Genomic DNA, 22,691 nt, shown 5'->3' with positions numbered 1-22,691 from the left:
TTAAATCCTACTACGTCAACAGAACCTTCAGATAGCACTGACTATCATCAGAACCTGTTTCCTTGTATGATTCAAAATATACGTCGCATCTTTGCTTATTATTTATTTTCAGATGCCTTCTCCATTTTACTGAAGAATTTGTTACTCTTGATTTCAATTTCTTAAAATCTAAAGAATTGCTGGTTTGTTTTATTCTTATACTCTGTTTAATTTTCAAAGATCAATTCCTGTCATCTGACAGCTTTTATATAATATCATTATTTAGACATCCTGTCAACAATTTTTTCAAATTTATTTTATAATCTATAATTTACTTTTTATGAATGACTAAAAACAATTATTATAACCATTATTATGTTTGACTTATATGTAAATATCTTTTATTTTTAAATTTTTCTCAACAAACCTTCAGCAAGCCTAATGTATAGATACATTTATTTAAATAAACACTCTCTGTAACCAACACACATGACAGATAATTTTCATCCATAATATCAGTTTTATTTTTAATTCCAAGCTATATTTTATGTTATCTTGATATGATACATTATAAAATCACAGCACCATAAATTACAGGCTAAATTATTTTTAAAACTTAAGTATAATATATTTTTTCATAATGGTAAAACTATCAATGAATCTTACTCAGTGGGAGTTTATATTTCCACTGAGTTTAGCTGAATTATCCAGGGATGTGCCGATGTTATCTCCACCTTTAGAAAAGTAGAGAACCAAAATTTTTAATTTTGTGTGAATCACTTTCACAGCGTGCAAGCAGAGAACCAAAATCTTGATTTTGTGTGAATCGCTTTCCCTGTGTGCAAGCAGGCAAAACAAAATTTATTTTGTATTTGTTCGCTTTCACAGAGTGCTGTGGAGTGTTACAGCGGCTAGCCATTGGATAAATAAAATTATAGGAAGGAAATAACTGCTATATAACATATTAAAACTTCATTGAAGATATAATTTTTCATAATAATATCTTTAATGTTATACTAATATCTCTTTTAAGCAGTAAAAAACGATATGATAAAAAATGGAACTACTTACATACTAGGAGCTGGCTTTAATCAATGCGTAAAAAATATTAACGGATTAAAGCCACCTCTTTCAACAAACTTTTTCAACAATATATTAAAGAATAAAAAATCAAATATTTCAGAGGAAAAAACACAACTGGTATACGATTATATATATAAATATTGGAAAAAGTCAAAAAAAAGTCTTCTCTATGGTGACTTTGATTTAGAGGAATGTTTTACATTACTACAACTGCAACTATTGGAAGCCTCCAACAATAATGACCAAGAACTGATAACTAATTTGCTAAAGATAAATTCCACATTAAAATTTATTTTTATAGAAAGCCTATGCGAATTTGAATCTTTCAGTAATTCATCCAATTTAATGCTAAGTTTTGCTTCACTTATATACAGCAGGGAACCAAACATTCTTACCTTTAACTATGACTGCAACCTAGAAACAGCAATAGAAACTGTATCCAGCAATAAGTGGAATTCATTTCTTAGCTATGGAGTGAAATTTGATAAAATACAAAGAATAAAAAATAATGGTATAACCTATATAAAGAAAGAGGATTTTTATAATATGTCAAACAGTTCTTTATATAATTGGAATATTTTAAAACTTCATGGATCGTTAAATTGGTTCAAATGTATACCTGCAAGTGAATACACTTTATTTAAAAATTATAGAAATGATGTGAATTGTAAAAAAGCTCAATTTATATTAGCTGATACCAACAGATACTTTAATGAGCACACTGACAATAATTTAATAGTAGACCCTCTTATAATACCTCCCGTCTTGTATAAAGATTATTCTCAAGACATAATCTCCACTTTATGGGATGGCGCTAAAGAGATTTTATCTTGCTGCAAAACTCTTATAGTTATCGGTTATTCTTTTCCTCCAACAGATTTTGGCATAAAAAAACTTTTATTGGAGGCCTTTGAATTTAACAGACTAGATAATTTAATAATTGTAGATCCAAATACTTCAGTTATAAATACAGTAAAACAACTTACTCATTATAATAAACCTGCACTTGTATGCAATGATTTGAGTGAATTTCTAGACAATACCCAAGTTATGTCAATTTGAAATATTTATTTTATTATATTTAATTTTTTAATATTTCAATAATATCAAAAATAAACCTTGCTGTTAATCCCCATATAACTTCTTCTTTATATTTATACGCATAAATGCTATGTTTATAATTTCCCCAAGGCTTTGAATAAATCTTCGGCAAATTAAGTTCATCATAAGGTAGTAATAAGGTTTCTTTTCCATTGCTATCAATAATAGATGGATGGGCCTTTATATTAACATAGTATTTTTCGGGTTTGTTTTTTTCAAAAAATGATACAGGCACAGTAAAAATATATTGAACCTCAGAAATATTAATTTTTATTTCTTGTAAATCTTTAATATTTAATATACCTACATATCCATCTACCATAGCTCCTATTGGTGAAAATACTGTATTCATCCTGCCTATAATATTTATTTTTTCTTTTCTTATGGAAAATTCTTCATAAGTTTCTCTCAATGCAGTTTCTTGTGAATCCTTATCAATTGCAGGATCAATTTTACCACCTGGAAAACATATTTCCCCTGCTTGACTTATGTTTTTACTTCTCTTTTGGAATATAAAATAATATTCTTCTTTTATTAGAATCAAAGGAATCAAAACCGAAGAATTAAAAAATTCACCTCTCCCGCTTATATCTATAATTTTAGGAAAAGATTTTTTTAGCTTATTTAAATTATCATTATTCATCCCTTCACACTCCGTTAATTCAATAATAATTGATCATTTGCAGAATTATAATTATGGAATTTCAAGACTTTCAACCATCAATCTACTTTTTCATGCACTTTTAAATACAACTGTACCACTGGTCATAAAAGTTTTTAAAAAGTCTTGAAATTCCACCCTAATATTTACCTGCAAATTACTTATTCACTAATTACTTTCCAGCAATAGACACATTAAACATTTCAATTGCCTTAGGGCCAATAAAACCATCACTATTTTGTAATTCCTTAGATAAAAATATATTAGACTGGATGTTATTTATGTTTCCTGACAATGATCCCCCCGTTATTACCATAATATCATTTCCATCAAAGTACCATCCTAATCTTATCTCTCCTCCAAAATTTCCTGTTACTGAATCCAATTGAAAATCTGAAAAAGCTACTAATTCCACATATTCTTCCTTCTTCATATCACTTATATTCTTAGTTCCCGGTTTTATTTTAAAGTTACTTATACTTCCCGTTACTTCAGTATTTAAATAATGGCTGTACCTAAAATCTCCATGGTATTTTTTTAATTTTCCATCTTCAATTATATTAATCTTTGATAGACTAATACCTTCATTATCAAAAGGCTCTGAATATATGGAATTTTTAAAGTTTGGATCAAGTTCTAAATTTATCAAATCACCCTTTATTTTATCCCCTTGAATATAATCACCAATTTTTAGATTAGATAGCTTATTATACACTGCATCTGCTCTTGTTTTATCAACATAATATTTTAATATTTCCTTTACTGGTTCATCTCTCAAAATGACTTTATATTTCCCTGATTTAACAGTTTCTTTGGCATTTGCTCTTTCTTTAGCTAAAAATATTGTTTCTTTAACTGCATCAGAAATAAACCCAGGCTCATAGTCAGAAAAGGTAAGCATTTTATATAATTCTATCTCTTCCTCCTCTTTCCAATTTATTACAAATTCTATCATACCTTTATAATTCTCAAAACTCTTATCTATTCCTTCTGAGGTAATAATCCTTTTATATATTTTATTAAGAAATACTTCTGCTGAATTTATGCCTCCTTTTTCTTCTTTATCATTAATATATAAAGCTTCCGTAAGCTTTGGCATCCAATCACTTAATTCCTTGGTAGAAAATTTGCTTTCAATATTAGAAATAATTTTATTATCTTTCTGAGGCAATGTATAATACTGATTTTTCACAAATTGAGCAGCAAAGATATTATTTTCTACAATTTTTTGTATCTCATTATCATTCGTACCAGGATGAACATCAAAAGTTGAACTACCTGTATACTTTTCTCCATTCTCTTGAAAATGTTTATAAACAGTAACTTTAAAATGTTGCACCTCTTTACTTCTAGTAATATCCAGTTCTTTCTTTATAAAAAACAATTCTTCAGAATTAGTTTTTATCTCAATTATCTTATATCCATCTAATTCGTTAAGATTGTCTAATACATTTTTAATTTTATCTATCATCATCCTAACCTCACTCTTGCCTTAATATATGGTCCACCACTTGATACTTTTACAAATTCCTTATATCCCTTACCACAAGCACCTGAACCTTTTAATTCAGCCTCATCAGAAACCATTGAAATAGACTTTAAAAGATCTGGAACATATCCTGTCATAACTACAGGTGACACAATATTGCCCGTAAATTTTCCGTCTTTAATTTCTAGACCATAATTAACCATGCATTGAATTCCCCAATTCTTAGGATCTTCCATACCACTTGTAGGGCAGTCTAAAAAATACCCATATTTTATTGAAGCTATCATATCCTCTAATTTATCTGTTCCATTTTCAAAAAATGTATTTGTCATTCTTGTATAAACTTTTCTCTCAAAAGACTGCCTTTTTCCATTGCCTGTTGGCTTTATTCCCAGTCTTAAAGAAGATAGCAGATCGCATATACCCGTTTTTAAAATCCCATTTTTTATTATTGTTGTATCCCCTCCCAGGATACCTTCATCATCAAAAAGATAAGAAGATACTTCCATGGCCGAGGCTGCACCGTCTCTCATGGTTACAATAGGTGAAGCAACTGGTTTATCTATATATTCCCTTGCTTTAGCTCTATTTTTAACAAACATATCCATCTCTACTCCATGACCAAAAGCTTCATGAGCAATTATTCCAGATACATCTGGTGAACATACTGCATCATATTCACCCGGCTCTAATGGTTTTGCATCTAATAATCTAACTGCCATATCAACTGTTTCATCAACTTTAGAATCCATTTCTTCTAAAATTTCTGCACCTTTAAGTCCAGAAAATGAACAAAAGTTAAACTTTGTATTCTCTTCTTTTCTAGTTATGGGAAAAATATATCCTTCACTCCAAACATAAGATTGACTTAATTTTTTTTTATTCGTAATAAATATTTTGGAAACATGCACTTGTTGTAATTTAAATTTACAATCAATTAAAAACTCAGAAATTAAAGCTGCCTTTTTATTTAATCCCGTTAATTTACCTATTATCTCTTTATCGCTAATTTTCTCAAAGGGAATCTCAACATCTCCTAAAAAACTTTTACTTATTTCTTCTTCAGATATAATTGGATATGATGTTATATTTACTGATGACCTCATTTTTTCTATTTGGTTATTTACTCTCGTTTTTATATTTTTTGCTATTTTTTCAATGCTTATGGCATCAATATCATTGAAAGAGTATTCCGAATAACCTATATCATTATATACTCGAACAACAAAACCCCTTTCATTCCAAAAAGAATCTTCAACAGAAATACCTGTCTTTTGAACTAAATACTGTTTTCCAAAGGAATCTGTTCCTAATACAGATACGTATTTAAACTCTATAGACAAAATATCTATTAATTTTTTTAGCATGGACTTCTTTTCTAATAAAAAGTTTGATATTTTAACTTTCATACTTTATCACCTCTATTTTTTCATTATAAATAAAATGCTTAATTTAAACAATATATTAAAATAATAGATAAAATCCACTATTAGTTATATACAAATAAATTTACACTTTCTATATGTTAGCTTTAATACAATTTATATTAAGCTTATATATCATATCCTTTCGTTCTACTACTATACTTATCTTTTTACCAAGTGATTCATTCAATAATATTTTTTCTAGGAGTTCCCTGGTTGGATTTATACAAGTAGGATATCTTACAGCATCCAGCATGGTTAAATCACCAGAAGTATCTCCATAAGCATAAGATTTATTTAAATCTATATCATAAAGCTTAATTAAATCATTTATAGCTTTCTTTTTACTATTACTATCCCACATTGGAATAACTTCACCTGTATATATATCTCCATCTAATAGATATTTAGCCCCTCTATAGTCATCAAACCCATGCTTCAGTGACATTTCTTTTACTAGTTCTAAAGGGCTACCTGATATTGTTATTATCTTATGTCCTCGTTCTTTATGCCATTTTATTCTATCTCTAGTATAAGTATAAACTCTATCTCCTTTTTGGGATACAACCTGCTTTGCTATAAATTCAACTTGAGACTTATGCAATCCTTTAACTGCCCCAACATATATATCTGCCATCTTTAATAAATAATTATCATAATTACCTATTCTTATATCCCATTTTTCATACTCAGGTTTAACTTCTTCAAACCAAGTTCTTTCTTCAATTATTTCATATTTTATAAGTTTTTTAAATACTTCTGTAATAAGAGCTTCCCTATATAAAGTTCCATCTATATCAAAAAAAGCTGCTATAGTCTTCACGTATATCCCACCTTTTAATACTTAATCTATACTATAATTTATTTTTTAAAATTATCACTGCATAAAATCAATTATACAACTAATAAATAAAATATACTTTCTCATATTATTCCTCATATATTTCTTAAGCATTTTGGTTAAATTAATATTAAATCATATTTGCAAATATATGAAGACTTTATTCCATGCTATCTTAAGAATCATTATTTATCAAGATAGTTTTCTATTAAATACTATGACTACATTATATTAAGGAGTAATGAAAATGGATAATAATAAAAATTTAAACAAAACACAACCAAAATCTAATCCTGAACTTAGAAAAATATTTTTTAAAAATGGAGGAAATATAGGCATTGAAAACGGAGAGAAAGTTGGCGCTGACGCAAATTCTAAAAAATACACAAAACGTTCAAAACTCTCCCATAACAAATAATACTAAATTAATACTACTAGCCTTAAAAATATCTGTTACACTATAAACAGAGTTCTTGGCATCAGGTGGGGTTTTTAGTTATGACCTCTGATGCTTAGAAACCGTTATCCAGGGACATAGCCACTCTTTACTCTCACTTTGAAGAAAAGCAGACAAAACAAAATTTATTTTGTATTTGGTCGCTTTCACAGAGTGCGATGAAAGTATTAGAGTAGGTACTCATCGGATAAATTTAAGATAGAACACTATGAAATTATTATATCAATGAATCTTACTTAGTGGGAATTTGTACTCCCACTAAGTTTAGATGAATTATCCAGGGACGTGTCGCTGTTATCTCCACCTAAAAAAACAGAGGACTAAAATTTTAAATTTTGTATGAATCTCTTTAACAGAGTACGATGAGGTATTACAGCTACTAGTCATCGGATAAATTAAAATTCATAGTGTTTTATTAGTTTATTCTTGTTAATTATAAAATATTCAAATCAATATACTATTGATATTTAATATTAATTATTATATAATAATTATAGTGATATAAAATATATAAAGTTGGTGATTCAAATGGATATAAAAGAAGGTTCAAAAGCACCAGATTTTATTTTAATTGGTTCCGATAGAAAGCAGCATAAATTAAGTGATTATATAGGCAAAAAAGTAATCCTTTATTTTTACCCTAAGGATAATACTCCAGGATGTTCTAAGGAAGCTACTTGTTTTGTTGATGGTATTGAAAATTTTAATAATTTAAATGCTATAATTTTAGGAGTAAGTAGAGATACCTTAGATTCACATGATAAATTTATAAAAAAATTAAACATACCTTACATACTACTATCAGATGATAACGAACATGTATGTAATTTATATGATGTATTAAAAGAAAAAACTCTGTTTGGAAAAAAGAAAATTGGTATTGAACGCAGCACATTTATAATTGATGAAACTGGTAATATAAAAAAAATATATAGAAAAGTAAAAGTAGATGGTCACATAGAAGACATACTTAAAAATATTTAATAAAGCTGGGCTTTATATACTAAACTCCTGCAAACTAATAATATTTGTAGATTTCAAAGATTCCTCATTTTCTGGATTTATAATATATATTTACACTTGCTATTATACTTTTTATATTGATATATAATTAATTTATTATCCCCCAAAGATTAGTTTTGTTTAAGTATAGGATTTTTCCTATACTATTTTTTTATAATAGAAAAAGACTTAAGTTATAAACTTAAGTCTTTTTGGTGGCCAATCCAGGAATCGAACCAGGGACACGAGGATTTTCAGTCCTCTGCTCTACCGACTGAGCTAACTGGCCAAAAATAAGACCCAGCATCGACCTACTCTTCCACAGGGCTACCCCTGCAGTACCATCAGCACATAAGAGCTTAACCTTCGTGTTCGGAATGGGAACGGGTGTTACCTCTAAGTCATAGACACTGGATATATTAAATTGAGAGTTAAAATTAAGAATTAAAATGTACTCTCAAAATTGCATAGTAAAGGGTAAAAGTAAAATATAATATTGTATACTAATATACACTTTAGTAATTTATTTAAATATTGGTCAAGCCCTCGACCTATTAGTATCAGTCAGCTGAATACATTGCTGCACTTACACCTCTGACCTATCAACCTGATGTTCTTTCAGGGGTCTTACTAGCTTACGCTATGGGAAATCTAATCTTGAGGTGGGCTTCACGCTTAGATGCTTTCAGCGTTTATCCCATCCCGACATAGCTACCCAGCTGTGCCACTGGCGTGACAACTGGTGCACCAGAGGTCAGTCCATCCCGGTCCTCTCGTACTAAGGACAGCTCCTCTCAAATTTCCTACGCCCGCGACGGATAGGGACCGAACTGTCTCACGACGTTCTGAACCCAGCTCGCGTGCCGCTTTAATGGGCGAACAGCCCAACCCTTGGGACCTACTTCAGCCCCAGGATGCGACGAGCCGACATCGAGGTGCCAAACCTCCCCGTCGATGTGGACTCTTGGGGGAGATCAGCCTGTTATCCCCGAGGTAGCTTTTATCCGTTGAGCGATGGCCCTCCCACGAGGAACCACCGGATCACTAAGCCCGACTTTCGTCCCTGCTCCACTTGTTTGTGTCGCAGTGAGGCTCCCTTATGCCTTTGCACTCTACGCGCGATTTCCAACCGCGCTGAGGGAACCTTTGGGCGCCTCCGTTACTTTTTTGGAGGCGACCGCCCCAGTCAAACTGCCCATCTAGCAATGTCCCGTGACCAGCTTCATGGCCTCCGGTTAGAATTCCAGTACTGTCAGGGTGGTATCCCAAGGACGACTCCACAGCAGCTGACGCCGCTGTATCCCAGTCTCCCACCTATCCTGTACAGACAATACCGAAACTCAATGCTAAACTACAGTAAAGCTCTACGGGGTCTTTCCGTCCAATCGCGGGTAGCAAGCATCTTCACTTGCACTACAATTTCGCCGGATTCGTTGTTGAGACAGTGCCCAAATCATTACGCCATTCGTGCGGGTCGGAACTTACCCGACAAGGAATTTCGCTACCTTAGGACCGTTATAGTTACGGCCGCCGTTTACTGGGGCTTAAGTTCACCGCTTCGATTACTCTAACGGATCCCCTTAACCTTCCAGCACCGGGCAGGCGTCAGCCCCTATACATCAGCTTACGCTTTAGCAGAGACCTGTGTTTTTGCTAAACAGTTGCTTGGGCCTATCCTCTGCGGCCTACGTTAAGTAGGCACCCCTTCTCCCGAAGTTACGGGGTCAATTTGCCGAGTTCCTTAACAACGATTCTTCCGATGGTCTTAGGATTCTCTCCTCACCTACCTGTGTCGGTTTGCGGTACGGGCACCTTAATTCCTTGATAGAGGCTTTTCTTGGCAGTGTGAAATCAGATACTTCGCTAAAAATTAGCTCCCCATAACACCTCAACTAAGCAGGCGGATTTGCCAACCTGCACGTCTTAGTGCTTAGACGCACATCCAATAGTGCGCACATCTTATCCTTCTGCGTCACCCCATCTCTCAAAACGGAAAAAGGTGGTATCGGAATATCAACCGATTATCCATCACCTACGCCTTTCGGCCTCGGCTTAGGACCCGACTAACCCTGAGCGGACGAGCCTTCCTCAGGAAACCTTAGGTTTTCGACCACTAAGATTCTCACTTAGTTCTCGCTACTTATGCCAGCATACTCACTCCTGTATAGTCCACCGCTCCTTACGGTACGACTTCAATCCATACAGGAAGCTCCTCTACCGCTCTTACGAGCCCATAGCTTCGGTGGTAAGTTTTAGCCCCGGACATTTTCGGCGCAGGATCTCTTGACTAGTGAGCTATTACGCACTCTTTAAATGAGTGGCTGCTTCTGAGCCAACATCCTAGTTGTCTTAGAAATCCCACATCCTTTACCACTTAACTTACACTTAGGGACCTTAGCTGATGATCTGGGCTGTTTCCCTTTTGACTACGGATCTTATCATTCGCAGTCTGACTGCCGAAATAAAAGTATATGGCATTCGGAGTTTGATAGAGTTCAGTAACTGTTGTCAGCCCCTACCTCATTCAGTGCTCTACCTCCATAACTCAATTAATCGACGCTAGCCCTAAAGCTATTTCGAGGAGAACCAGCTATCTCCGAGTTCGATTGGAATTTCTCCGCTATCCACAGCTCATCCCATGGTTTTTCAACACCAATGTGGTTCGGTCCTCCACGGAATTTTACTTCCGCTTCAACCTGGCCATGGATAGGTCACCCGGTTTCGGGTCTACAGCATGCAACTAGTCGCCCTATTAAGACTCGGTTTCCCTTCGGCTGCGCACCAGAAGTGCTTAACCTTGCTGCATACCGTAACTCGCTGGCTCGTTCTACAAAAAGCACGTCGTCACACATAAAAAGTGCTTCGACCGGTTGTAGGCACACGGTTTCAGGTTCTATTTCACTCCCCTTCCGGGGTTCTTTTCACCTTTCCCTCACGGTACTGCTTCACTATCGGTCACTAGAAAGTATTTAGCCTTGGGAGGTGGTCCTCCCAGCTTCCCACAAGGTTTCACGTGTCTCGTGGTACTCTGGAATAGATCCGGCCATTTTCTCTTTTAATCTACAGGACTGTTACCTTCTACGGTAGAGCTTTCCAGAACTCTTCGATTAAGATATTAGGCTTTAATGATCTATCCACAACCCCAGGAACAAAGTTCCTGGTTTGGGCTCATTCCATTTCGCTCGCCGCTACTAAGGAAATCGATATTTCTTTCTCTTCCTCCGGGTACTTAGATGTTTCAGTTCCCCGGGTATGTCTCTATATACCTATGTATTCAGTATAAAGTACATGTCGTTAAGACATGTGGGTTGCCCCATTCGGAAATCTCCGGATCACAGGCTATTTGCGCCTACCCGAAGCTTATCGCAGCTTGTCGCGTCCTTCTTCGACTTCTAGTGCCAAGGCATTCACCATGCGCCCTTTGTAGCTTGACCTGTTATACTCTTAAGCGTTAGCTTTTCGAGTTTAGTCTTTTATTTTGTTTTAATCTTCATTTTATTAAAGATAAAGATTAATTATACAAAGGATATTTGTTTTATTATTTTACTTTACTTTTTGTTTCACTATGCAATTTTCAAAGTACATTTAAGAGATATTGATCTCTCAAAATTAAACAGAGATAAGAGTTAAACAACCATATCACAGTAGTTATCCTACCATGCTTACTCCTTAGAAAGGAGGTGATCCAGCCGCAGGTTCTCCTACGGCTACCTTGTTACGACTTCACCCCAATCACTAATCCCACCTTCGGCCGCTGGCCCCATAAAGGTTACCTCACGGACTTCGGGTGTTACCAGCTCTCATGGTGTGACGGGCGGTGTGTACAAGGCCCGGGAACGTATTCACCGCGACATTCTGATTCGCGATTACTAGCAACTCCAACTTCATGTAGGCGAATTTCAGCCTGCAATCCGAACTGGGATGAGTTTTCAAGTTTGGCTCCACCTCGCGGTATTGCATCTCGTTGTTCTCACCATTGTAGCACGTGTGTAGCCCTAGACATAAGGGGCATGATGATTTGACGTCATCCCCGCCTTCCTCCCGGTTAACCCGGGCAGTCTCACTAGAGTGCTCAACTTAATGGTAGCAACTAATGATAAGGGTTGCGCTCGTTGCGGGACTTAACCCAACATCTCACGACACGAGCTGACGACAACCATGCACCACCTGTCTTCCTGCCCCGAAGGGCTTCACGTATCTCTACGCTATTCAGGAGATGTCAAGTCTAGGTAAGGTTCTTCGCGTTGCTTCGAATTAAACCACATGCTCCGCTGCTTGTGCGGGCCCCCGTCAATTCCTTTGAGTTTTAATCTTGCGACCGTACTTCCCAGGCGGAGTACTTATTGTGTTAACTGCGGCACAGAAGGAGTCGATACCTCCTACACCTAGTACTCATCGTTTACGGCGTGGACTACCAGGGTATCTAATCCTGTTTGCTCCCCACGCTTTCATGCCTCAGCGTCAGTTACAGTCCAGAAAGCCGCCTTCGCCACTGATGTTCTTCCTAATCTCTACGCATTTCACCGCTACACTAGGAATTCCGCTTTCCTCTCCTGCACTCTAGATACCCAGTTTGAAATGCAGTCCCCAGGTTAAGCCCGGGGCTTTCACATCTCACTTAAGTATCCGCCTACACATCCTTTACGCCCAGTAAATCCGGACAACGCTTGCCACCTACGTATTACCGCGGCTGCTGGCACGTAGTTAGCCGTGGCTTCCTCCTTTGGTACCGTCATTATCGTCCCAAAAGACAGAGCTTTACAATCCGAAGACCGTCATCACTCACGCGGCGTTGCTGCATCAGGCTTTCGCCCATTGTGCAATATTCCCCACTGCTGCCTCCCGTAGGAGTCTGGACCGTGTCTCAGTTCCAATGTGGCCGATCACCCTCTCAGGTCGGCTACGCATCGTCGCCTTGGTGAGCCGTTACCTCTCCAACTAGCTAATGCGCCGCGGGTCCATCTCAAAGTGGATTACTCCTTTAATTACTGCTTCATGCGAAGCTGTAATATTATGCGGTATTAATCTCCCTTTCGGGAGGCTATTCCCCTCTTTGAGGCAGGTTACCCACGTGTTACTCACCCGTCCGCCGCTAGAAACCCGAAGGTTTCTCGCTCGACTTGCATGTGTTAAGCACGCCGCCAGCGTTCGTCCTGAGCCAGGATCAAACTCTCAATTTATAAGTTTGATGTTAGCTCATCGCTTTGCTTCTCCATTTTACTGAAGAATTTGTTACTCTTGATTTCAATTTCTTAAAATCTAAAGAATTGCTGGTTTGTTTTATTCTTATACTCTGTTTAATTTTCAAAGATCAATTCCTGTCATCTGACAGCTTTTATATTATATCAAGTCAATTCAATAATGTCAACTACTTTTTTACGACTTTTTACTCATTTAATCCACTATTTCTCGACAACATGTGTTAGTATATCATAATCTTCTTATTATACAAATTAGTATGTGCTTATTATTTAATATTATATTAAAATTAATCAATTTATCTCATTATTTCTAATTATATTTCATAATGATACACTAGGATAAGTATTTATCCCAAATACACAATTTTTTAAAATAAATACTTTATAATAGCAAAAAGTGGCTATCTTAAAAGAAATAAATATTTATCAGATTTGAGAATGACCTCATTTGTTTATTAAAAATCAGATTTTAATTATTACTTTTAATTGTAGAATAGTTAAAAAACTGCCTCACAATACATAGATATGCATTGTGAGGCAGCCTCTTTCTTTTAGGTAGTTAAATTTTTTCGAAAAATACACTAGCCATATCTTTATAAAGCTTAAAGCCATAGTGCTCTAAAGCCCTCTGTAAAGCAAACAAAGTATATCCTACTTTTCCTGCTTTAGCATTTTCACCCATATGTCCTATTCTCAACACTCTTCCTTCTAAGTATCCAAAGGATCCTGTAATCATAACTCCATAATTATCAAGCATATATTTTATTATTTTTTTATCATTAATTCCATGTGGTACATCAATTACTGTCACTGTATTTGAATATCCATCCTCTATATGAATCTTTAATCCAGAGGAAACCACCGCTGCCCTTGTAGCACTAGCAATTATATCATGTCTTTCAATTATATTATCTTCTCCTAACAGGTTGTCTACAGCCTTTTTAAGTCCAATAATATCACTTATAGGTGGAGTGTATGGAAACCATTTATCTTTATAATAATCTTTCCATACTAAAAGATTACAATAAAATGATGCTATTGGTGTTTGTCTATTTTCCATTGCGCTAAAAGCATCTTCACTTATACTTAAAAATGTAAGTCCTGGAGGTGCAGATAAACACTTTTGAGAACCTCCTAAAACTATATCTATTTTCCAATCATCTACTCTTATTTCTTCGCCACCCATGCCAGCTACACTATCAACTACTGTTAATATGTTTTTTTCCTTAAGTATAGGACATATTTTATCTATATCATTTAAAACTCCAGAAGGAGTATCACAATGAACTACTGTTGCATATTTAAAATTACTATCCTTGTCTAAAAAAGCTTTTAATTCTTCTATATCTATTTTTCGCTTTCTATTATTTCTAAAATAAAAAGGTTCCCCTCCATAAATCTTTACAAAATCTCCAAAACCTTCACCAAAAATGCCATTTTCAATTATTAAAACTCTGTCTCCTTGTTCAGTCAAAGATGCACAGGCAGCTTCAAGACCAAGTATTCCTTCCCCACTTAAAATTCTTACTTCATTACTTGTTTTTAAAAAAGTTCCCAATCTATAACAGGTTTCTTTATAAAACTCATAAAATTCTTCATCTATATCCGGATTCGTAGTTTCTTCTGCTCTAGCAAGTCTAACATTTTCTCTAACTGCAGTAGGCCCTGGTGTCATTATAAGTGGCTTTTTCATTATATCACTCCTATGCATTACTAAATTGTTCATTCTAAATTTATATTATAATATCATATCAATTTTTTGTTAAATGTTTGGATACAATTATTTATTTTTTTCTCCAATCACTAATACTTTCATATTTATCATTTACAACATCATAATATAATATTTCCTTAGTATCCTTATTAATAGCAAATCTGTATATATTTACATTATGATCAGTATGCTCTTCACCAACATACAGCCCATAATAATCTCTTATATATACATTACTTGAGTTTTTATCTGGATAGCGCTCCACATATACGATACCTTTTGCATTTTCATTATTTTTTAATGAATTGATAAAACTTTTCACTTCACTTACATTATTGATTAAATAATTTATAAGTTCATTATCTGTGTTCTTAGTATCATTTTTATCGTTTTGAGATTCAGCGAAGTAATTATTATCTTTGTTATATATTATTTGCTTTACATTACCCTTACTTCTATCACAAATTACTTTGATATCAATATCCTTTTTTGTATCTATTATTTCATAATCCCAGTACCCATTAGCAGTTGCCAGTTGATTTATTAAATTTTTATAATAGGTTTTATTATCAAAATCTATATTTTTTGTTAAATCAATATAAAATATAGGGTATGTTTTATTATTCTTAAAATTCACTTTTTCAATTTGAATATTTGCATTCTTAAACACATATTTTACTGGATGATTCCAATTACTTATATCATTTATAGTATTTGAACTTGTATCTATGTTACTACTAGGACTATTAACCTCTAAGCCTTTACCTCGAGTATTATTAATCTCACCGGAAACTATATTCACAGAATTAGCAGTATTCACAGTATTACTAGTATTACTAGTATTACTAGTATTAGATTTATTTTCTGCCACAGTTTTGTTACTACATGCCGATATTTGTAATAAAGCTAAAACTAATATTATAACTATAATTATTTTTTTCATTTTATTCCTCCTTAGTAATTAAAATTAAATATATTTTGTAAATTATTTTTCTATGCTATTATTATAACGTAGCTTATCATTATTTTATTTATTATGAACATTATACCTTAAAATATTATAAATACAATTTATTATTATATATTAAGTTGTACTAAATCACATAAATTATAAAGCTTTTTATTTGAATAGAATAATTAACTTTAAGCAATGAATTTTATAATTATTCTTGAAACTGTATATATAATTTTTTAAAAAGTATTATTTTAATTAAAAAAATATAGTTCAAACTTTACTTTACGTTAAGAAAATAGGAGATACGAATTATGACATTAGACGATTTAAAAGAACAAATTAAAAATATATCAGAAAATTATAAAGATGAACCTATCGCTGGCTGGATAACAGGTGATGGTCCTTCACCTTGTAGTATACTATTTGTTGGAGAAGCACCAGGTAAAACTGAAGTAGAGACTGGTAAACCTTTCGTAGGATTAGCTGGTAAAACTTTTGAAAAATATCTAAATACCGTTGGTCTATGTCGGAAAAATGTAAGAATCACAAATACCTGTTTTTTCAGACCTGTAAAATTAAAAATTGGTAATAACAATAAAACAACTGTAAGCAACAGAGCCCCTAAAGTTTCAGAAATAAATTTATTTAGGGAAGTTCTAGACCAGGAAATTAATATTGTTAATCCTAAATTGATAATAACTTTAGGTAATACACCGTTAAAAAGACTAACAAACTTTAATAGTATTGGTGAATGTCATGGCAAACTTATTTTTAATGATCATATAGGCAGATACATTTTTCCCATGTATCACCCTTCTGCTTTAACCTATAATAGAAATGATGAATTTTTAAAAATGTATGAAAATGATTGGGTAAATTTAAAAAATGAACTAAGTGGATATGTATAATTTTATTTTTTTAGTCAATAATTACCAATATATAATTTAATATTATGAGGTGATTTTATCATGACTAAAAACAAGTTATTATTAATTTTATCATTAATTCTTATATTATTAGTTTGCAGCAGTTTAGTATATAAAGATCAGCAAAATGAGGAATCTTTGAAATCTACAAGATCTAGTTACAATGTAATAAATGATTCTCCATTAAACTCCAAGCCTACTCTTGCGGAAGAATCGAATAAAAACATTATTAAGATAAGAAATGATAATTTAGACTACACTTATATAAACTACAAAATAAAATCTGGAGATGATCTATACAGTTTAGCTAGAAATTTTATGCCCACTTATGTTCCCAGTGGAGTTATAAAAGAAATTAAAGAAAAAAACAATTTAAAGAATGAAACAATACCAGTTAATAGTATACTATCAATACCTGCAGAAAAAAATGTTATAAATCAAAAATAATTAATTTTTCACTGTCTACTTTTCTTAATCAGAAGGTAATATTTAGATAATTCATCTAAAATGAGTGTGAGAAATAAAATTTCACTTAGCAAGATTTATTGATAATCATAGTGATTAATACCAATTATAAATTTAAAATGACTATATTCTTAATAAGAAATAAAAAACATCCTTAGAATAAGGATGTTTCTTGGTGGCTTACCGGGGAATCGAACCCCGGACAACATGATTAAAAGTCATGTGCTCTACCAACTGAGCTAGTAAACCAAATATTAATTTAGAATAAAATATTGAAAGAGAGAAATCTCTTTCAATAAGAACCCAGCATCGACCTACTCTGCCACAGGGCTACCCCTGCAGTACCATCAGCACATAAGAGCTTAACCTTCGTGTTCGGAATGGGAACGGGTGTTACCTCTAAGTCATAGACACTGGATATATTAAATTGAGAGTTAAAATTAAGAATTAAAATGTACTCTCAAAATTGCATAGTAAAGGGTAAAAGTAAAATATAATATTGTATACTAATATACACTTTAGTAATTTATTTAAATATTGGTCAAGCCCTCGACCTATTAGTATCAGTCAGCTGAATACATTGCTGCACTTACACCTCTGACCTATCAACCTGATGTTCTTTCAGGGGTCTTACTAGCTTACGCTATGGGAAATCTAATCTTGAGGTGGGCTTCACGCTTAGATGCTTTCAGCGTTTATCCCATCCCGACATAGCTACCCAGCTGTGCCACTGGCGTGACAACTGGTGCACCAGAGGTCAGTCCATCCCGGTCCTCTCGTACTAAGGACAGCTCCTCTCAAATTTCCTACGCCCGCGACGGATAGGGACCGAACTGTCTCACGACGTTCTGAACCCAGCTCGCGTGCCGCTTTAATGGGCGAACAGCCCAACCCTTGGGACCTACTTCAGCCCCAGGATGCGACGAGCCGACATCGAGGTGCCAAACCTCCCCGTCGATGTGGACTCTTGGGGGAGATCAGCCTGTTATCCCCGAGGTAGCTTTTATCCGTTGAGCGATGGCCCTCCCACGAGGAACCACCGGATCACTAAGCCCGACTTTCGTCCCTGCTCCACTTGTTTGTGTCGCAGTGAGGCTCCCTTATGCCTTTGCACTCTACGCGCGATTTCCAACCGCGCTGAGGGAACCTTTGGGCGCCTCCGTTACTTTTTTGGAGGCGACCGCCCCAGTCAAACTGCCCATCTAGCAATGTCCCGTGACCAGCTTCATGGCCTCCGGTTAGAATTCCAGTACTGTCAGGGTGGTATCCCAAGGACGACTCCACAGCAGCTGACGCCGCTGTATCCCAGTCTCCCACCTATCCTGTACAGACAATACCGAAACTCAATGCTAAACTACAGTAAAGCTCTACGGGGTCTTTCCGTCCAATCGCGGGTAGCAAGCATCTTCACTTGCACTACAATTTCGCCGGATTCGTTGTTGAGACAGTGCCCAAATCATTACGCCATTCGTGCGGGTCGGAACTTACCCGACAAGGAATTTCGCTACCTTAGGACCGTTATAGTTACGGCCGCCGTTTACTGGGGCTTAAGTTCACCGCTTCGATTACTCTAACGGATCCCCTTAACCTTCCAGCACCGGGCAGGCGTCAGCCCCTATACATCAGCTTACGCTTTAGCAGAGACCTGTGTTTTTGCTAAACAGTTGCTTGGGCCTATCCTCTGCGGCCTACGTTAAGTAGGCACCCCTTCTCCCGAAGTTACGGGGTCAATTTGCCGAGTTCCTTAACAACGATTCTTCCGATGGTCTTAGGATTCTCTCCTCACCTACCTGTGTCGGTTTGCGGTACGGGCACCTTAATTCCTTGATAGAGGCTTTTCTTGGCAGTGTGAAATCAGATACTTCGCTAAAAATTAGCTCCCCATAACACCTCAACTAAGCAGGCGGATTTGCCAACCTGCACGTCTTAGTGCTTAGACGCACATCCAATAGTGCGCACATCTTATCCTTCTGCGTCACCCCATCTCTCAAAACGGAAAAAGGTGGTATCGGAATATCAACCGATTATCCATCACCTACGCCTTTCGGCCTCGGCTTAGGACCCGACTAACCCTGAGCGGACGAGCCTTCCTCAGGAAACCTTAGGTTTTCGACCACTAAGATTCTCACTTAGTTCTCGCTACTTATGCCAGCATACTCACTCCTGTATAGTCCACCGCTCCTTACGGTACGACTTCAATCCATACAGGAAGCTCCTCTACCGCTCTTACGAGCCCATAGCTTCGGTGGTAAGTTTTAGCCCCGGACATTTTCGGCGCAGGATCTCTTGACTAGTGAGCTATTACGCACTCTTTAAATGAGTGGCTGCTTCTGAGCCAACATCCTAGTTGTCTTAGAAATCCCACATCCTTTACCACTTAACTTACACTTAGGGACCTTAGCTGATGATCTGGGCTGTTTCCCTTTTGACTACGGATCTTATCATTCGCAGTCTGACTGCCGAAATAAAAGTATATGGCATTCGGAGTTTGATAGAGTTCAGTAACTGTTGTCAGCCCCTACCTCATTCAGTGCTCTACCTCCATAACTCAATTAATCGACGCTAGCCCTAAAGCTATTTCGAGGAGAACCAGCTATCTCCGAGTTCGATTGGAATTTCTCCGCTATCCACAGCTCATCCCATGGTTTTTCAACACCAATGTGGTTCGGTCCTCCACGGAATTTTACTTCCGCTTCAACCTGGCCATGGATAGGTCACCCGGTTTCGGGTCTACAGCATGCAACTAGTCGCCCTATTAAGACTCGGTTTCCCTTCGGCTGCGCACCAGAAGTGCTTAACCTTGCTGCATACCGTAACTCGCTGGCTCGTTCTACAAAAAGCACGTCGTCACACATAAAAAGTGCTTCGACCGGTTGTAGGCACACGGTTTCAGGTTCTATTTCACTCCCCTTCCGGGGTTCTTTTCACCTTTCCCTCACGGTACTGCTTCACTATCGGTCACTAGAAAGTATTTAGCCTTGGGAGGTGGTCCTCCCAGCTTCCCACAAGGTTTCACGTGTCTCGTGGTACTCTGGAATAGATCCGGCCATTTTCTCTTTTAATCTACAGGACTGTTACCTTCTACGGTAGAGCTTTCCAGAACTCTTCGATTAAGATATTAGGCTTTAATGATCTATCCACAACCCCAGGAACAAAGTTCCTGGTTTGGGCTCATTCCATTTCGCTCGCCGCTACTAAGGAAATCGATATTTCTTTCTCTTCCTCCGGGTACTTAGATGTTTCAGTTCCCCGGGTATGTCTCTATATACCTATGTATTCAGTATAAAGTACATGTCGTTAAGACATGTGGGTTGCCCCATTCGGAAATCTCCGGATCACAGGCTATTTGCGCCTACCCGAAGCTTATCGCAGCTTGTCGCGTCCTTCTTCGACTTCTAGTGCCAAGGCATTCACCATGCGCCCTTTGTAGCTTGACCTGTTATACTCTTAAGCGTTAGCTTTTCGAGTTTAGTCTTTTATTTTGTTTTAATCTTCATTTTATTAAAGATAAAGATTAATTATACAAAGGATATTTGTTTTATTATTTTACTTTACTTTTTGTTTCACTATGCAATTTTCAAAGTACATTTAAGAGATATTGATCTCTCAAAATTAAACAGAGATAAGAGTTAAACAACCATATCACAGTAGTTATCCTACCATGCTTACTCCTTAGAAAGGAGGTGATCCAGCCGCAGGTTCTCCTACGGCTACCTTGTTACGACTTCACCCCAATCACTAATCCCACCTTCGGCCGCTGGCCCCATAAAGGTTACCTCACGGACTTCGGGTGTTACCAGCTCTCATGGTGTGACGGGCGGTGTGTACAAGGCCCGGGAACGTATTCACCGCGACATTCTGATTCGCGATTACTAGCAACTCCAACTTCATGTAGGCGAATTTCAGCCTGCAATCCGAACTGGGATGAGTTTTCAAGTTTGGCTCCACCTCGCGGTATTGCATCTCGTTGTTCTCACCATTGTAGCACGTGTGTAGCCCTAGACATAAGGGGCATGATGATTTGACGTCATCCCCGCCTTCCTCCCGGTTAACCCGGGCAGTCTCACTAGAGTGCTCAACTTAATGGTAGCAACTAATGATAAGGGTTGCGCTCGTTGCGGGACTTAACCCAACATCTCACGACACGAGCTGACGACAACCATGCACCACCTGTCTTCCTGCCCCGAAGGGCTTCACGTATCTCTACGCTATTCAGGAGATGTCAAGTCTAGGTAAGGTTCTTCGCGTTGCTTCGAATTAAACCACATGCTCCGCTGCTTGTGCGGGCCCCCGTCAATTCCTTTGAGTTTTAATCTTGCGACCGTACTTCCCAGGCGGAGTACTTATTGTGTTAACTGCGGCACAGAAGGAGTCGATACCTCCTACACCTAGTACTCATCGTTTACGGCGTGGACTACCAGGGTATCTAATCCTGTTTGCTCCCCACGCTTTCATGCCTCAGCGTCAGTTACAGTCCAGAAAGCCGCCTTCGCCACTGATGTTCTTCCTAATCTCTACGCATTTCACCGCTACACTAGGAATTCCGCTTTCCTCTCCTGCACTCTAGATACCCAGTTTGAAATGCAGTCCCCAGGTTAAGCCCGGGGCTTTCACATCTCACTTAAGTATCCGCCTACACATCCTTTACGCCCAGTAAATCCGGACAACGCTTGCCACCTACGTATTACCGCGGCTGCTGGCACGTAGTTAGCCGTGGCTTCCTCCTTTGGTACCGTCATTATCGTCCCAAAAGACAGAGCTTTACAATCCGAAGACCGTCATCACTCACGCGGCGTTGCTGCATCAGGCTTTCGCCCATTGTGCAATATTCCCCACTGCTGCCTCCCGTAGGAGTCTGGACCGTGTCTCAGTTCCAATGTGGCCGATCACCCTCTCAGGTCGGCTACGCATCGTCGCCTTGGTGAGCCGTTACCTCTCCAACTAGCTAATGCGCCGCGGGTCCATCTCAAAGTGGATTACTCCTTTAATTACTGCTTCATGCGAAGCTGTAATATTATGCGGTATTAATCTCCCTTTCGGGAGGCTATTCCCCTCTTTGAGGCAGGTTACCCACGTGTTACTCACCCGTCCGCCGCTAGAAACCCGAAGGTTTCTCGCTCGACTTGCATGTGTTAAGCACGCCGCCAGCGTTCGTCCTGAGCCAGGATCAAACTCTCAATTTATAAGTTTGATGTTAGCTCATCGCTTTGCTTCTCCATTTTACTGAAGAATTTGTTACTCTTGATTTCAATTTCTTAAAATCTAAAGAATTGCTGGTTTGTTTTATTCTTATACTCTGTTTAATTTTCAAAGATCAATTCCTGTCATCTGACAGCTTTTATATTATATCATTATTATTATTTGGTGTCAATACTTAAAAAAATATTTTTCTT

At 36.6% G+C, this 22,691-nt stretch carries 12 protein-coding genes, 2 tRNA genes and 6 rRNA genes; 5 read left to right on the top strand and 15 right to left on the bottom strand.

Annotated features, from left to right (window positions below; all coding sequences use genetic code 11):
* Window positions 1-10: 10 nt before the first annotated feature.
* The gene (locus CLOPA_RS24660; protein WP_155241847.1) at window positions 11-217 is read right to left on the bottom strand and encodes a hypothetical protein; all 207 of its coding nucleotides are present in this window, start codon (window positions 215-217) and stop codon (window positions 11-13) included.
* 809 nt (window positions 218-1,026) lie between these two features.
* On the opposite strand from CLOPA_RS24660, the gene CLOPA_RS00695 reads away from it, so the two are divergent.
* Window positions 1,027-2,124: an SIR2 family protein gene (locus CLOPA_RS00695; RefSeq protein ID WP_015613553.1), complete on the top strand. Its 1,098-nt coding sequence runs from the start codon at window positions 1,027-1,029 to the stop codon at window positions 2,122-2,124.
* 19 nt (window positions 2,125-2,143) lie between these two features.
* Here CLOPA_RS00695 and CLOPA_RS00690 read toward each other — a convergent pair whose 3' ends face one another.
* From CLOPA_RS00690 to CLOPA_RS00675, 4 genes are all read right to left on the bottom strand, one after another.
* Entirely contained in the window at window positions 2,144-2,806 is a 663-nt protein-coding gene (locus CLOPA_RS00690; RefSeq protein WP_015613552.1) for an NUDIX hydrolase, read from the bottom strand.
* A 190-nt stretch (window positions 2,807-2,996) separates the two neighbouring features.
* Entirely contained in the window at window positions 2,997-4,298 is a 1,302-nt protein-coding gene (locus tag CLOPA_RS00685; RefSeq protein WP_015613551.1) for a metallopeptidase TldD-related protein, read from the bottom strand.
* Window positions 4,295-5,722: a TldD/PmbA family protein gene (locus CLOPA_RS00680; RefSeq protein WP_015613550.1), complete on the bottom strand. Its 1,428-nt coding sequence runs from the start codon at window positions 5,720-5,722 to the stop codon at window positions 4,295-4,297. The genes CLOPA_RS00685 and CLOPA_RS00680 overlap by 4 nt, the downstream gene beginning before the upstream one ends.
* A 109-nt stretch (window positions 5,723-5,831) precedes the next feature.
* Window positions 5,832-6,560, bottom strand: a complete 729-nt coding sequence (locus tag CLOPA_RS00675) for an HAD-IB family hydrolase (RefSeq protein WP_015613549.1) — start codon at window positions 6,558-6,560, stop codon at window positions 5,832-5,834.
* Between the two features lie 265 nt (window positions 6,561-6,825).
* On the opposite strand from CLOPA_RS00675, the gene CLOPA_RS25475 reads away from it, so the two are divergent.
* Both CLOPA_RS25475 and CLOPA_RS00670 read left to right on the top strand, forming a co-directional pair.
* Complete coding sequence (locus CLOPA_RS25475) at window positions 6,826-6,996, top strand: hypothetical protein (protein WP_015613548.1); 171 nt, start codon at window positions 6,826-6,828, stop codon at window positions 6,994-6,996.
* A gap of 567 nt (window positions 6,997-7,563) precedes the next feature.
* The gene (locus tag CLOPA_RS00670; protein ID WP_015613547.1) at window positions 7,564-8,019 is read left to right on the top strand and encodes a peroxiredoxin; all 456 of its coding nucleotides are present in this window, start codon (window positions 7,564-7,566) and stop codon (window positions 8,017-8,019) included.
* A 231-nt stretch (window positions 8,020-8,250) separates the two neighbouring features.
* Here the strand turns inward: CLOPA_RS00670 and CLOPA_RS00665 are convergent.
* The 6 genes from CLOPA_RS00665 to CLOPA_RS00640 form a co-directional block, all read right to left on the bottom strand.
* Window positions 8,251-8,326: transfer RNA gene (locus CLOPA_RS00665), tRNA-Phe, on the bottom strand.
* A gap of 9 nt (window positions 8,327-8,335) precedes the next feature.
* Window positions 8,336-8,452, bottom strand: a 5S ribosomal RNA gene (rrf, locus tag CLOPA_RS00660).
* A gap of 119 nt (window positions 8,453-8,571) precedes the next feature.
* Window positions 8,572-11,471, bottom strand: a 23S ribosomal RNA gene (locus CLOPA_RS00655).
* Window positions 11,472-11,710: 239 nt separating this feature from the next.
* A 16S ribosomal RNA gene (locus CLOPA_RS00650) occupies window positions 11,711-13,217 on the bottom strand.
* Together the 16S, 23S and 5S rRNA genes with 1 tRNA gene alongside form the textbook arrangement of a ribosomal RNA operon.
* Window positions 13,218-13,797: 580 nt before the next feature.
* Window positions 13,798-14,931 carry a pyridoxal-phosphate-dependent aminotransferase family protein gene (locus CLOPA_RS00645; RefSeq protein ID WP_015613546.1) on the bottom strand — a complete coding sequence of 378 codons (1,134 nt, stop codon included), beginning with the start codon at window positions 14,929-14,931 and terminating at the stop codon, window positions 13,798-13,800.
* A 91-nt stretch (window positions 14,932-15,022) separates the two neighbouring features.
* A complete protein-coding gene (locus CLOPA_RS00640) occupies window positions 15,023-15,895 on the bottom strand; it encodes a hypothetical protein (RefSeq protein WP_015613545.1) in 873 nt (290 codons plus the stop codon).
* 323 nt (window positions 15,896-16,218) lie between these two features.
* Between CLOPA_RS00640 and CLOPA_RS00635 the strand changes: the two genes are divergently transcribed.
* Together CLOPA_RS00635 and CLOPA_RS00630 are read left to right on the top strand one after the other, a co-directional pair.
* The gene (locus CLOPA_RS00635; protein ID WP_015613544.1) at window positions 16,219-16,815 is read left to right on the top strand and encodes a uracil-DNA glycosylase; all 597 of its coding nucleotides are present in this window, start codon (window positions 16,219-16,221) and stop codon (window positions 16,813-16,815) included.
* Window positions 16,816-16,875: 60 nt separating this feature from the next.
* The gene (locus tag CLOPA_RS00630; protein ID WP_015613543.1) at window positions 16,876-17,280 is read left to right on the top strand and encodes a LysM peptidoglycan-binding domain-containing protein; all 405 of its coding nucleotides are present in this window, start codon (window positions 16,876-16,878) and stop codon (window positions 17,278-17,280) included.
* Window positions 17,281-17,471: 191 nt separating this feature from the next.
* On the opposite strand, the gene CLOPA_RS00625 is transcribed toward CLOPA_RS00630, so the two are convergent.
* The 4 genes from CLOPA_RS00625 to CLOPA_RS00610 form a co-directional block, all read right to left on the bottom strand.
* Window positions 17,472-17,547 (bottom strand) — tRNA-Lys (locus CLOPA_RS00625).
* A gap of 52 nt (window positions 17,548-17,599) precedes the next feature.
* A 5S ribosomal RNA gene (gene rrf / locus CLOPA_RS00620) occupies window positions 17,600-17,716 on the bottom strand.
* Window positions 17,717-17,835: 119 nt separating this feature from the next.
* A 23S ribosomal RNA gene (locus CLOPA_RS00615) occupies window positions 17,836-20,735 on the bottom strand.
* A gap of 239 nt (window positions 20,736-20,974) precedes the next feature.
* A 16S ribosomal RNA gene (locus tag CLOPA_RS00610) occupies window positions 20,975-22,481 on the bottom strand.
* Between the last annotated feature and the right edge of the window lie 210 nt (window positions 22,482-22,691).

Origin of the sequence: Clostridium pasteurianum BC1 (genome assembly GCF_000389635.1) — a bacterium.
Taxonomy (GTDB): Bacteria; Bacillota; Clostridia; order Clostridiales; family Clostridiaceae; genus Clostridium_I; species Clostridium_I pasteurianum_A.
Note: the sequence above shows the minus strand (reverse complement) of the source record. Positions and strands in the feature narration are given on the sequence as shown.